General features: G+C 57.6%; 11 protein-coding genes and 2 tRNA genes. All 13 read left to right on the plus strand.

Annotated elements, in window-relative coordinates; genetic code table 11:
• Positions 1 to 49: 49 nt before the first annotated feature.
• The 13 genes from rlmE to truB all read left to right on the plus strand — a co-directional run bounded on the left by rlmE (position 50) and on the right by truB (position 12,651).
• A complete protein-coding gene (gene rlmE / locus JFU57_RS11990) occupies positions 50 to 679 on the plus strand; it encodes a 23S rRNA (uridine(2552)-2'-O)-methyltransferase RlmE (protein WP_020299918.1) in 630 nt (209 codons plus the stop codon).
• A gap of 202 nt (positions 680 to 881) precedes the next feature.
• The gene (ftsH, locus tag JFU57_RS11995; RefSeq protein ID WP_078469783.1) at positions 882 to 2,786 is read left to right on the plus strand and encodes an ATP-dependent zinc metalloprotease FtsH; all 1,905 of its coding nucleotides are present in this window, start codon (positions 882 to 884) and stop codon (positions 2,784 to 2,786) included.
• An 8-nt stretch (positions 2,787 to 2,794) separates the two neighbouring features.
• Positions 2,795 to 3,646 (plus strand): dihydropteroate synthase, encoded by an 852-nt coding sequence (gene folP, locus JFU57_RS12000; protein ID WP_201129422.1) that lies wholly within the window; start codon positions 2,795 to 2,797, stop codon positions 3,644 to 3,646.
• Between the two features lie 16 nt (positions 3,647 to 3,662).
• Complete coding sequence (gene glmM, locus JFU57_RS12005) at positions 3,663 to 5,000, plus strand: phosphoglucosamine mutase (RefSeq protein WP_078469785.1); 1,338 nt, start codon at positions 3,663 to 3,665, stop codon at positions 4,998 to 5,000.
• A 66-nt stretch (positions 5,001 to 5,066) separates the two neighbouring features.
• On the plus strand, positions 5,067 to 5,822 hold the full coding sequence (tpiA, locus tag JFU57_RS12010) for a triose-phosphate isomerase (RefSeq protein ID WP_020299914.1): 756 nt from the start codon (positions 5,067 to 5,069) through the stop codon (positions 5,820 to 5,822).
• A 4-nt stretch (positions 5,823 to 5,826) separates the two neighbouring features.
• A complete protein-coding gene (gene secG / locus JFU57_RS12015; RefSeq protein WP_078469786.1) occupies positions 5,827 to 6,210 on the plus strand; it encodes a preprotein translocase subunit SecG in 384 nt (127 codons plus the stop codon).
• 29 nt (positions 6,211 to 6,239) lie between these two features.
• A tRNA-Leu gene (locus JFU57_RS12020) sits at positions 6,240 to 6,325 on the plus strand.
• A 96-nt stretch (positions 6,326 to 6,421) separates the two neighbouring features.
• Positions 6,422 to 6,498, plus strand: a tRNA-Met gene (locus JFU57_RS12025).
• Positions 6,499 to 6,628: 130 nt separating this feature from the next.
• Positions 6,629 to 7,087 carry a ribosome maturation factor RimP gene (rimP, locus tag JFU57_RS12030; RefSeq protein WP_020299912.1) on the plus strand — a complete coding sequence of 153 codons (459 nt, stop codon included), beginning with the start codon at positions 6,629 to 6,631 and terminating at the stop codon, positions 7,085 to 7,087.
• A gap of 47 nt (positions 7,088 to 7,134) precedes the next feature.
• Positions 7,135 to 8,616, plus strand: a complete 1,482-nt coding sequence (gene nusA / locus JFU57_RS12035) for a transcription termination factor NusA (protein ID WP_078469787.1) — start codon at positions 7,135 to 7,137, stop codon at positions 8,614 to 8,616.
• Positions 8,617 to 8,643: 27 nt separating this feature from the next.
• Positions 8,644 to 11,169 carry a translation initiation factor IF-2 gene (gene infB, locus JFU57_RS12040; RefSeq protein ID WP_020299910.1) on the plus strand — a complete coding sequence of 842 codons (2,526 nt, stop codon included), beginning with the start codon at positions 8,644 to 8,646 and terminating at the stop codon, positions 11,167 to 11,169.
• A 159-nt stretch (positions 11,170 to 11,328) separates the two neighbouring features.
• A complete protein-coding gene (gene rbfA, locus JFU57_RS12045) occupies positions 11,329 to 11,730 on the plus strand; it encodes a 30S ribosome-binding factor RbfA (RefSeq protein WP_078469788.1) in 402 nt (133 codons plus the stop codon).
• A 3-nt stretch (positions 11,731 to 11,733) separates the two neighbouring features.
• The gene (gene truB / locus JFU57_RS12050) at positions 11,734 to 12,651 is read left to right on the plus strand and encodes a tRNA pseudouridine(55) synthase TruB (protein ID WP_020299908.1); all 918 of its coding nucleotides are present in this window, start codon (positions 11,734 to 11,736) and stop codon (positions 12,649 to 12,651) included.
• Positions 12,652 to 12,735: the final 84 nt, after the last annotated feature.

Genomic DNA, 12,735 nt, shown 5'->3' on the forward strand with positions numbered 1-12,735 from the left:
AGTCCGGGACCGCCCAGTTAATCACTACCCGTTTTATTTGAGGTGGCCCGTGGCCCGTTCCAAGACAAGCCTTAAGTGGCTGCAAAGACATGTCAATGATCCCTATGTGAAGCAGGCGCAGAAGGATGGTTACCGCTCGCGTGCGAGTTACAAGCTTCTGGAGGTCCAGGAGAAATACAAACTGATCCGTCCAGGTATGAGTGTTGTCGACCTGGGAGCGGCGCCCGGTGGCTGGTCGCAGGTTACTAGTCGGCTGATCGGTGGTCAGGGGCGACTGATCGCCTCGGACATCCTGGAAATGGACAGCATTCCGGACGTGACTTTCATCCAGGGTGACTTCACCCGGGACGACGTGCTCGCTCAGATCCTTGAAGCTGTTGGTAATTCGCAGGTGGACCTTGTGATTTCGGATATGGCCCCCAATATGAGTGGTACGCCTGAGGTGGACATGCCGAAAGCCATGTTTTTATGTGAGCTGGCTCTTGATCTGGCGGCTCGGATACTCAAGCCGGGTGGTAATTTCGTGATCAAGGTGTTTCAGGGCGAAGGGTTTGATGCTTACGTGAAGGACGCTCGTCAGAAATTCGACAAGGTCCAGATGATAAAGCCGGACTCTTCCCGTGGCAGTTCCCGCGAGCAATACATGCTGGCTTGGGGCTACCGCGGCCGTAGTGAGTAAATCGAGGTTTTTTGGCGGGTCGATAGGTTTTTCGTATTTCGCCCCGTGAGCATTAGCGAATATTGTGTAGAAAGTGTTTCACAAAGGGTTACAGACGGCGCCTGCCAGAGCCGTAGGTAATGTAGTAAGTTAGGCCGGTGAATATCATGCGAAGCGCGCGCCAGTAGCGGAGCTTGCTTCAGAGGGTAGTTAATTGAACGATATGGCAAAGAATCTGATCCTGTGGTTGATCATTGCGGCTGTCCTGGTGACGGTAATGAACAACTTCTCCAGCCCTAACGAGCCGCAGACCCTCAACTATTCCGACTTCATCCAGCAAGTTAAGGATGGCAAGGTCGAGCGCGTAGCGGTAGACGGCTACGTGATCACCGGCAAACGCAACGATGGCGACAGCTTCAAGACCATCCGTCCTGCTATCCAGGACAATGGCCTGATCGGTGACCTGGTGGACAACCACGTGGTTGTCGAAGGCAAGCAGCCTGAGCAGCAAAGCATCTGGACCCAGCTTCTGGTCGCCAGCTTCCCGATTTTGGTCATCATTGCCGTGTTCATGTTCTTCATGCGGCAGATGCAGGGCGGTGCAGGCGGCAAGGGCGGACCCATGAGCTTCGGCAAGAGCAAGGCGCGCCTGCTCTCTGAAGATCAGGTGAAGACCACCCTGGGTGACGTTGCAGGTTGCGACGAAGCCAAGGAAGAAGTGGGCGAGCTGGTCGAGTTCCTGCGTGACCCGGGCAAGTTCCAGCGTCTGGGTGGCCGCATTCCTCGTGGTGTGCTGATGGTTGGCCCTCCAGGTACCGGTAAAACCCTGCTGGCCAAGGCTATTGCCGGCGAAGCAAAAGTCCCGTTCTTCACCATTTCCGGTTCCGATTTCGTCGAAATGTTCGTCGGCGTGGGCGCCAGTCGTGTTCGCGACATGTTCGAACAAGCCAAGAAGCACGCGCCGTGCATCATCTTCATCGATGAAATCGACGCCGTCGGTCGTCACCGTGGCGCCGGCATGGGCGGCGGTCATGACGAGCGCGAGCAGACGCTTAACCAGTTGCTGGTTGAGATGGATGGCTTTGAAATGAACGACGGCATCATCGTGATCGCTGCGACCAACCGTCCGGACGTACTGGATCCTGCGTTGCTGCGTCCGGGCCGTTTCGACCGTCAGGTTGTCGTCGGTTTGCCGGACATTCGTGGGCGTGAGCAGATTCTCAAGGTTCACATGCGCAAAGTGCCTATGGGTGAGGACGTCGCTCCGGCCGTGATCGCTCGTGGTACCCCTGGCTTCTCGGGCGCCGACCTGGCCAACCTGGTGAACGAAGCATCTTTGTTTGCAGCTCGTACCGGCAAACGCATCGTTGAAATGAAAGAGTTTGAGCTGGCCAAAGACAAGATCATGATGGGCGCCGAGCGCAAATCCATGGTCATGTCCGAGAAAGAAAAGCAGAACACCGCTTATCACGAGGCGGGCCACGCTATCGTCGGCCGTGTTGTGCCTGAGCATGACCCGGTTTACAAAGTGTCGATCATTCCGCGCGGTCGTGCGCTGGGTGTGACCATGTTCCTGCCGGAAGAAGATCGCTACAGCTTGTCCAAGCGTGCCCTTATCAGCCAGATCTGCTCCCTGTACGGCGGCCGCATTGCTGAAGAGATGACCTTGGGTTTCGACGGTGTGACCACTGGCGCCTCCAACGACATCATGCGGGCGAGTCAGATAGCACGGAACATGGTGACCAAGTGGGGTCTGTCCGAGAAGCTTGGTCCGTTGATGTATGCCGAAGAAGAGGGTGAAGTATTCCTCGGTCGCGGCGGTGGCGGTCAAAGCGCAAGTTTCTCAGGTGAGACGGCCAAGTTGATCGACTCCGAAGTGCGCAGCATCATTGATCAATGTTATGGCACGGCGAAGCAAATCCTGACGGATAACCGTGACAAGCTGGATGCCATGGCAGATGCGTTGATGAAGTACGAAACCATTGATGCCGAGCAGATCGACGACATCATGGCGGGTCGTACTCCGCGTGAGCCGCGGGATTGGGAAGGTGGCTCGGGCACTACTCCACCTGTTGTGCAGAATGAACGTCCAGAAACCCCGATCGGCGGCCCAGCTGCTGACCATTAAGGTTTGAAATGACTTCTGTGTCGTCCTCAACCCGGTTGCCTTGCGGCAACCGGGTTCTTGATTTGGCCCATACGCATGTTATGGGCATTCTTAATGTCACTCCTGACTCCTTCTCCGATGGCGGTCGTTTCAGCCAGCTTGACGCTGCCTTGCGGCATGCCGAGGCAATGGTTGCGGCCGGTGCTACGCTGATCGATGTTGGCGGTGAGTCGACTAGGCCAGGCGCACGAGCGGTTTCTCCCCTGGAGGAGCTGGAGCGAGTGGCGCCGATTGTCGAGCGGATTCATCGCGAACTGGATGTGATCATCTCTGTGGACACTTCCACGCCTGCGGTCATGCGAGAGACTGCGCGCCTGGGGGCTGGCCTCATCAACGATGTGCGCTCCCTTCAGCGTGATGGTGCGCTGGACGCGGCTGCAGCTACCGGCTTGCCGGTATGTCTGATGCACATGTTGGGTGAGCCTGGCGATATGCAGAATGATCCGCACTATCGCAACGTGACTGAAGAAGTGTGTGAGTTTTTGGCTGGGCGCATGGCTCAATGTGCGGCGGTCGGCATCGCAGCTGAGCGGATCGTGCTTGATCCGGGTTTTGGTTTCGCCAAGACCCTGCAGCATAACTTGAGCCTGTTCAAGCATATGGAGGCCTTGAATGTCTTCGGACGCCCCCTGCTGGTAGGGGTTTCCCGCAAGAGCATGATAGGTCACGCCCTGAATCGTCCGGTGGGAGAGCGCCTCTATGGTGGCCTGGCTCTCGCTGCGCTGGCCATGGGCAAGGGCGCGCGGATTTTGCGCGTCCATGATGTGGCGGAGACGGTGGATGTGGTGCGGATGATCACGGCAGTGGAAATGGCCGAATAAGAATGATGGAGCACTTATGACTAAAAAATACTTTGGCACCGACGGCATTCGCGGTCGTGTGGGCGTGTACCCGATTACCCCCGATTTCATGCTCAAGCTCGGTTGGGCCGCTGGTATGGCCTTCCGTAGCATGGGCGCTTGTCGTGTTCTGGTGGGTAAGGACACGCGAATTTCCGGGTACATGTTCGAATCTGCACTGGAGGCCGGTCTTTCCGCCGCAGGTGCCGATGTTTTGCTGCTGGGGCCTATGCCGACGCCGGCCATTGCTTATCTGACGCGGACGTTCCATGCCGAGGCCGGGATTGTGATCAGTGCGTCGCACAATCCGCATGATGATAATGGCATCAAGTTCTTCTCCGGTGAGGGCACCAAGCTTCCGGATGAAGTGGAATTGATGATCGAAGAGCTGCTGGACGCCCCCATGACCGTGGTGGAGTCGAGCAAGCTGGGCAAAGTGTCGCGGATCAATGACGCCTCTGGGCGTTACATTGAATTTTGCAAAAGCAGCGTACCTTCCAGCACCAGTTTTGCGGGTCTGAAAATCGTCCTCGATTGTGCTCATGGCGCTACTTACAAGGTGGCTCCAAGCGTGTTTCGCGAGTTGGGTGCCGACGTCACTGTCCTGTCGGCGCAGCCCAACGGCTTGAACATCAACGACAATTGCGGTTCGACCCATATGTCGCAGTTGCAGGCCGCGGTATTGGCTGAGCATGCCGACCTTGGGATTGCCTTCGATGGCGACGGCGACCGGGTGCTGATGGTCGATCACACCGGAGCGATTGTCGACGGCGACGAGCTGCTGTTTATCATTTCCCGTGATCTGCATGAACGTGATCGCCTGCAGGGCGGCGTTGTAGGGACTTTGATGAGCAATCTTGGGCTCGAGCTGGCCCTGGCTGATCTGGGGATTCCCTTCGTGCGCGCCAATGTCGGCGACCGCTACGTGATTGCCGAGCTGATCGAGCGTAAATGGCAGGTGGGCGGCGAGAATTCGGGGCATATCGTGTGTTTCCGGCATGCCACCACGGGTGACGCAATCATCGCTGCACTACAGGTGTTGATGGCGCTCAAGACGCGTAACGAGAGCTTGGCTCAGTCCCGTCAGGCACTGCGCAAGTGCCCGCAAGTCCTGGTCAACGTGCGTTTTTCCGGTGGCAAGAACCCGGTCGAGCATCCGGCGGTCAAGGAAGCGTGTGAGCGTGTTACGGCTGCCATGGCGGGGCGCGGTCGCGTGTTGCTGCGCAAGTCGGGTACCGAGCCTTTGGTGCGCGTCATGGTCGAAGGTGACGACGAGGCTGTGGTTCGTGGCTACGCCGATGAGCTGGCAAAACTGGTTGCTGAAGTTTCTGCCTGATTTCGGCTTGCCAGTGTTAACGCGGTTGGGTAACATCTGCGCCCACTTTGACCGACGAGGTACAGCATGCGTCGCCCTATGGTAGCTGGTAACTGGAAGATGCACGGTACCCGCGCCAGCGTCGCTGAGCTGATCAATGGCCTTCGTCATCTGGCCTTGCCTAGCGGTGTTGATGTCGCGGTATTCCCTCCTTGCCTGTATATCAATCAAGTGATTGATGGCCTGAAAGGAAAGTCGATTTCGGTCGGCGCGCAGAATTCTGCGGTGGAATCCATGCAAGGTGCGCTGACGGGTGAGATTGCTCCCAGTCAGTTGGTGGACGCAGGTTGTTCCCTGGTGCTGGTTGGGCACTCTGAACGCCGCCTGATCATGGGCGAGCGTGATGTGACTCTCAACCGCAAGTTCGCAGCAGCACAGGCATGTGGCTTGAAGCCGATCCTGTGTGTGGGGGAGACCCTGGAGCAGCGCGAAGCCGGTAAGACCCTGGAAGTTGTCGGGCGTCAACTGGGCAGCATCATCGAAGAGCTGGGTGTTGGCGCTTTCGCCAATGCGGTCATCGCTTACGAGCCGGTCTGGGCCATTGGCACCGGGCTGACTGCTTCACCGCAACAGGCGCAGGATGTGCACGCAGCCATTCGCGCGCAGTTGGCGGCAGAGAATTCTGAGGTCGCACGAGGTGTGCGGCTTCTATACGGCGGCAGCGTGAAGGCGGCCAATGCGGTCGAACTGTTCGGCATGCCGGATATCGATGGGGGGCTCATTGGTGGAGCTTCCCTGAATGCAGATGAGTTCGGTGCGATTTGTCGCGCCGCGGGAAACTGAAAAAATGCTGGAAACAGTCGTAGTCGTTTTTCATCTGCTGGGCGCTCTGGGCGTAGTTGCTCTGGTTTTGCTGCAGCAGGGTAAAGGTGCGGATGCTGGTGCGTCTTTCGGTGCAGGTGCTTCAAATACTGTGTTCGGAAGCCAAGGTTCCTCTACCTTTCTTAGTAAGTTTACTGCTATACTTGCCGCAGGTTTCTTCATAACCAGCTTGGGGTTAGGTTACTTTGCTAAAGAGAAAGCTCATGAGCTGACTCAAGTAGGTTTGCCAAACCCAGCGGTGTTAGAAGTTCCAAAGCAAAAGCCGGCTTCTGATGATGTACCGGTGCTTCAAGAGCAAAAGTCGGCTAACACTGCGACTGACGTACCTCCAGCTCAAGAGCAAAAGTAAGAAGGGTTTCACGCAGTAACGCAGTATTTGCCGAGGTGGTGGAATTGGTAGACACGCAACCTTGAGGTGGTTGTGCCCATAGGGTGTAGGGGTTCGAGTCCCCTTCTCGGTACCAATTATCAGGAGAGCCCGCTGTTGCGGGCTTTCTTGTAGGTGGAAGGTTACATTGACCCTTAAGGGGATCGGTCGTATACTTCCGCCCCAGCTTTGTCGCGGGGTGGAGCAGTCTGGTAGCTCGTCGGGCTCATAACCCGAAGGTCGTCGGTTCAAATCCGGCCCCCGCAACCAGTTTTAGCGGAGCCCCTTTTCAGGGGCTTTTTGTTAGCTGGACACTTTATAACGCCGCTATTCAACGGCGTTTCCGGGATGGGCGCTTCGCCCATTTTTTATTTGCACAAGCATGCACGAGGGGGTTCAGGTGTCGAGCAAGCTAGAACAGTTGCAGGCCTTGTTGGCCCCGGTGGTCGTGGCCCTTGGCTATGAATGCTGGGGTATCGAGTTTTCAGCTCAAGGCCGCCACTCACTGTTGCGCGTTTATATTGATAAAGAAGGCGGTGTGCTGGTGGACGATTGCGCCATCGTCAGCCGTCAGATCAGCGGTGTTCTGGATGTCGAAGATCCAATCACTGTTGAGTACACCCTTGAAGTTTCCTCTCCTGGCATGGAACGCCCGCTGTTCACTCTTGAACAGTTTGCCAAGTATGTCGGTGAACAAGTGAAGATCAAGCTGCGCTCGCCTTTCGAAGGTCGGCGTAATTTTCAGGGCCTTCTCCGCGGGATAGAGGAGCAGGACATCGTGGTGCAGGTAGAAGACCATGAGTTCCTGTTGCCGATCGATATGATCGACAAGGCCAACATAATTCCCAGTTTTGACTGAGACGCGGATCCCGCGGATCCAATGGCTTGCGAAAGGCGAGGCGTACGATGAGCAAAGAAGTACTGCTGGTTGTTGAGTCGGTATCCAATGAAAAGGGTGTACCGGCAAGCGTGATTTTTGAAGCGCTGGAGCTGGCTTTGGCCACGGCTACCAAAAAGCGTTTTGAAGACGAAGTTGACCTGCGTGTGGAAATCAACCGCCACACCGGTGCCTACGAGACTTTCCGTCGCTGGACTGTCGTCGAGGAAGCCGACCTGGACGATCCTGCGATCGAAACCTGGCCGAGCAAGGTTGCTGAAACGCATCCTGGCGCCAAGGTTGGCGACATCGTTGAAGAAAAGATCGACTCCATCGAGTTCGGCCGCATCGCTGCACAGACTGCCAAGCAAGTCATCGTGCAGAAGGTTCGCGAAGCTGAGCGTGCTCAAGTCGTCGATGCCTATCGCGAGCGCCTGGGTGAAATCATCTCCGGCACCGTGAAAAAAGTAACCCGCGACAATGTGATCGTCGACCTGGGTAACAACGCAGAAGCGTTGCTGGCCCGTGAAGACATCATTTCTCGCGAAACTTTCCGGGTTGGCGTGCGCCTGCGTGCGCTGCTCAAGGAAATCCGCACCGAGAACCGCGGCCCTCAGCTGATCCTGTCGCGTACCGCGCCGGAAATGCTGATCGAGCTGTTCCGTATTGAAGTGCCGGAAATCGCTGAAGGCCTGATCGAAGTAATGGCTGCCTCCCGTGACCCGGGTTCGCGCGCCAAGATCGCGGTCCGCTCCAAAGACAAGCGCATCGACCCGCAGGGCGCGTGCATTGGTATGCGCGGTTCGCGCGTCCAGGCCGTTTCCGGTGAGTTGGGTGGCGAGCGTGTGGATATCGTCCTGTGGGATGACAACCCGGCGCAGTTCGTGATCAACGCCATGTCCCCGGCTGAGGTTGCGGCAATTATCGTTGACGAAGATGCCCATGCCATGGACATCGCCGTTGGCGCAGACAATCTGGCCCAGGCCATCGGTCGCGGTGGTCAGAACGTGCGTCTGGCCAGCCAGTTGACTGGCTGGACCCTGAACGTCATGACCGAATCGGACATCCAGGCTAAGCAGCAAGCAGAAACCGGCGACATCCTGCGCAACTTCATTGACGAGCTGGAAGTCGACGAAGACCTGGCGCAGGTGCTGGTAGATGAAGGCTTTACCAGCCTGGAAGAGATTGCCTACGTACCGTTGGAAGAAATGCTCAACATCGACGGCTTTGACGAAGACACCGTCAACGAGCTTCGCGCTCGGGCCAAGGATCGCTTGTTGACTAAAGCCATCGCTACTGAGGAAAAGCTGGCAGACGCCCATCCGGCCGAAGACCTGCTCTCGCTTGAGGGTATGGACAAGGATTTGGCGATGGAACTGGCGGTGCGCGGCGTAATTACCCGCGAAGACCTGGCCGAGCAGTCTATTGACGACCTGCTCGACATCGACGGCATTGACGATGATCGTGCCGGCAAGTTGATCATGGCCGCCCGAGCCCATTGGTTCGAGTAATTAGGCGCGGCCTGAGGAGAGAAGTGCATGACGCAAGTCACGGTGAAACAACTGGCCGATGAGGTCAAAACACCGGTAGAGCGCCTGTTGCAGCAGATGCGTGAGGCAGGTCTGCCGCACACCGCCGCCGAGGAACATGTGAGCGACAGTGAGAAGCAGTCGTTGCTGACTCACTTGAAAAGCAGCCACAAGGCGAAAGTGGAAGAACCGCGCAAGATCACTTTGCAGCGTAAAACCACCAGCACCCTGCGTGTTGCTGGCAGCAAAAGCATCAGCGTTGAAGTACGCAAGAAGAAAGTCTTCGTACAGCGCAGCCCGGAAGAAATCGAAGCCGAGCGCAAACGCGAACTGGAAGAACGTCGCGCAGTAGAAAATGCTGCACGTCAGAAGGCTGAAGAAGAAGCCAAGCGTCGCGCCGAAGAAGAAGCGCGTCGCCAGCCTGCTGCTGCGCAAACCACGACTACCGAAGTTGCTGCAGCTCCTGCCGCAGTTGCCGAGCCTGTGCGTGAAAGCGCGCCGGTCGTGGCCGCTGCTCCAGCCCCTGCTGTCGACACTCGCAAGCGTGAAGAACAGCGCCGTCCTGACAAACCACGTGCCGACGATAACAATCGTCGTGGCAGTGGCGATGGTGAGCGCAAAAACGCTCCGCATCGTGCTTCGGTCAAGGAAAAGGCACCAGCACCTCGCGTTGCCCCACGTACTACCGACGAAGAAAGCGATGGCTTCCGTCGTGGTGGTCGCGGCAAGGCCAAGCTGAAAAAACGCAACGCCCACGGTTTCCAGAGCCCAACCGGCCCTGTCGTGCGCGAAGTGAAGATCGGCGAGACCATCACTGTGGGCGATCTCGCTCAACAGATGTCGGTCAAGGCAGCTGAAATCATCAAGTTCATGTTCAAGCTGGGCACTCCGGCCACCATCAACCAGGTACTGGATCAGGAAACTGCCCAACTGGTTGCTGAAGAGCTGGGCCACAAAGTGACCCTGGTCAGCGACACTGCCCTGGAAGATTCCCTGGCCGAGTCCCTGAAGTTTGAAGGCGAGACCTTCTCCCGTGCACCAGTCGTGACCGTAATGGGCCACGTTGACCACGGTAAGACCTCGCTGCTCGACTACATCCGTCGTGCCAAGGTAGCGGCCGGCGAAGCCGGTGGTATCACCCAGCACATCGGTGCATACCACGTTGAAACCGAACGCGGCATGGTCACCTTCCTCGACACCCCAGGTCACGCCGCGTTTACCGCCATGCGTGCCCGTGGTGCCAAGGCGACTGACATCGTGATCCTGGTAGTTGCAGCGGACGACGGCGTGATGCCGCAGACCATTGAAGCTGTCCAGCACGCCAAGGCCGCTGGTGTTCCACTGGTTGTTGCAGTGAACAAAATCGACAAGCCGGGCGCCGATCTCGATCGCATCCGTAGCGAGCTGTCGGTTCACGGCGTGACCTCGGAAGAGTGGGGCGGCGACACCCCGTTCGTATCGGTTTCGGCGAAAGTCGGTACTGGTGTGGACGAGTTGCTCGAAGCTGTTCTGTTGCAGGCTGAAGTCCTGGAACTGAAAGCGACTCCTTCGGCTCCTGGCCGTGGCGTCGTGGTTGAATCGCGTCTCGACAAAGGTCGTGGCCCGGTTGCTACCGTTCTGGTTCAAGACGGTACCCTGCGCCAAGGCGACATGGTGCTGGTCGGTTCGAACTATGGCCGCGTTCGCGCCATGCTCGACGAGAACGGCAAGCCAATCAAGGAAGCCGGTCCTTCCATCCCTGTCGAGATCCTCGGCCTGGACGGTACCCCGGACGCTGGCGACGAGATGAGTGTGGTTGCCGACGAGAAGAAAGCCCGTGAAGTGGCTCTGTTCCGTCAAGGCAAGTTCCGCGAAGTCAAGCTGGCCCGTGCTCACGCCGGCAAGCTTGAAAATATCTTCGAGAACATGGGTCAGGAAGAGAAGAAGACGCTCAACATCGTCCTCAAATCCGATGTCCGTGGTTCGCTGGAAGCGTTGAACGGTGCCTTGAACGGCCTGGGTAACGACGAAGTGCAAGTGCGTGTTGTGGGTGGCGGTGTCGGTGGTATCACCGAGTCCGACGCCAACCTGGCGCTGGCCTCCAACGCTGTACTGTTCGGCTTCAACGTGCGTGCCGATGCTGGCGCTCGCAAGATCGTCGAGCAGGAAGGTCTGGATATGCGTTACTACAACGTGATCTACGACATCATCGAAGACGTCAAGAAAGCCCTCACCGGTATGCTTGGCAGCGACGTGCGGGAGAACATCCTGGGTGTTGCTGAAGTCCGCGACGTGTTCCGTTCGCCGAAGTTTGGCGCGATCGCCGGTTGCATGGTTATCGAAGGTGTTGTGCACCGTAACCGTCCAATCCGTGTACTGCGTGAAGACATCGTTATCTTCGAAGGCGAGCTGGAATCCCTGCGCCGCTTCAAGGATGACGCTTCCGAAGTACGTGCCGGCATGGAATGCGGTATCGGCGTGAAGAGCTACAACGACGTCAAAGTCGGTGACAAGATCGAAGTCTTCGAGAAGGTTCAGGTTGCTCGCAGCCTCTAACTCGCGCACTTCAAGGGCCGCCATGGACTGCAGCATGAAACATGCTCGGACCATGGCAGGACTCTAAACGCAACGCCCGGTCTGGCTTCTGTCAGGCCGGGCGTTTGCCGCTTTCAGACCATGCGGGTTTCACCGCAGGGCAGTAACAGGTAACAAGACATGGCAAAAGAATATAGCCGTACCCAACGTATCGGCGATCAGATGCAGCGTGAGCTGGCACAGCTGATCCGTCGTGAAGTGAAAGACCCGCGCGTCGGCCTGGTGACCATCACCGCCGTGGAAGTCAGCCGTGACGTCGGTCACGCCAAGATTTTCATCACCGTGATGGGCCAGGACAGCGCTGAAGACATCGCTCAAAGCATCAAGGTGTTGAACTCGGCGGCAGGCTTCCTGCGCATGCAGTTGGCTCGTGAGATGAAGTTGCGCAGCGTTCCGCAGTTGCACTTCCACTACGACGAAAGCGTCGTGCGTGGTGCCCACCTGTCGGCCCTGATCGAACGTGCCGTGGCTGAGGACAATCAGCACCCGGTTGCGGCAGAACCCGAAGACACCAAGGAGTAATCGGTGGCTCAGGTCAAACGTATCCGTCGTAACGTCAGCGGCATCATCCTGCTCGACAAGCCGCTGGGGTTCACCTCCAACGCTGCCTTGCAGAAGGTGCGCTGGCTGCTGAATGCTGAAAAGGCCGGGCATACCGGTAGCCTCGACCCGCTGGCCACTGGCGTATTGCCGCTGTGCTTCGGTGAGGCAACCAAGTTCTCCCAGTACCTGCTCGACTCCGACAAGAGTTACGAAACCCTGGCACAACTGGGCAAGACCACTACTACGGCGGACGCCGAGGGCGAGGTTTTGCAGGAGCGCCCGGTGACCGTTGGTCGCACCGATGTCGAGGCGGCGTTGCCGAGATTTCGCGGGCAAATCAGTCAGATACCGCCGATGTACTCGGCCCTCAAACGTGATGGCCAGCCGCTGTACAAGCTGGCTCGTGCAGGCGAAGTAGTGGAGCGCGAAGCGCGTTCTGTTACTATTGCGCGCTTGGAATTACTGGCCTTCGAAAGCGATACTGCGCGGCTTGCGGTGGATTGCAGCAAAGGCACCTATATCCGCACCCTGGTGGAGGATATTGGTGAAGAGCTCGGCTGTGGCGCTTACGTTGCTGAACTGCGACGTACCCAGGCCGGACCTTTTACCCTGGCGCAGACGGTCACGCTGGAAGAGTTGGAAGCGGTACATGCCGAAGGCGGCAACGAAGCGGTCGACCGTTTCCTGATGCCATCGGACAGCGGCCTGCTGGATTGGCCGCTGTTGCAGTTCTCGGAGCACAGCTCGTTCTACTGGCTCAACGGCCAGCCGGTACGAGCCCCGGATGCCCCGAAGTTCGGCATGGTACGGGTACAGGATCACAACGGTCGTTTCATCGGTATCGGTGAAGTGAGCGAAGACGGGCGCATCGCGCCGCGTCGATTGATTCGGTCAGAATGACCGGACGAGGGTGGCTGTTAATAGGCATGGTCACTTCTCATTTTAAAATACGAGGGTTTGCCCTCGGCCTATTGAAGCGGTTCT

The organism is Pseudomonas sp. TH07 (assembly GCF_016651285.1).
Taxonomy (GTDB): Bacteria; Pseudomonadota; Gammaproteobacteria; order Pseudomonadales; family Pseudomonadaceae; genus Aquipseudomonas.

What these genes read in the sequence shown, in the direction of transcription:
- tpiA (WP_020299914.1), top strand. Translation starts at nt 5,067, where the DNA reads ATGCGTCGCCCTATGGTAGCTGGTAACTGGAAGATGCACGGTACCCGC.
- ftsH (WP_078469783.1), top strand. Translation starts at nt 882, where the DNA reads ATGGCAAAGAATCTGATCCTGTGGTTGATCATTGCGGCTGTCCTGGTG.
- nusA (WP_078469787.1), top strand. Translation starts at nt 7,135, where the DNA reads ATGAGCAAAGAAGTACTGCTGGTTGTTGAGTCGGTATCCAATGAAAAG.
- secG (WP_078469786.1), top strand. Translation starts at nt 5,827, where the DNA reads ATGCTGGAAACAGTCGTAGTCGTTTTTCATCTGCTGGGCGCTCTGGGC.
- folP (WP_201129422.1), top strand. Translation starts at nt 2,795, where the DNA reads ATGACTTCTGTGTCGTCCTCAACCCGGTTGCCTTGCGGCAACCGGGTT.
- rbfA (WP_078469788.1), top strand. Translation starts at nt 11,329, where the DNA reads ATGGCAAAAGAATATAGCCGTACCCAACGTATCGGCGATCAGATGCAG.
- infB (WP_020299910.1), top strand. Translation starts at nt 8,644, where the DNA reads ATGACGCAAGTCACGGTGAAACAACTGGCCGATGAGGTCAAAACACCG.
- glmM (WP_078469785.1), top strand. Translation starts at nt 3,663, where the DNA reads ATGACTAAAAAATACTTTGGCACCGACGGCATTCGCGGTCGTGTGGGC.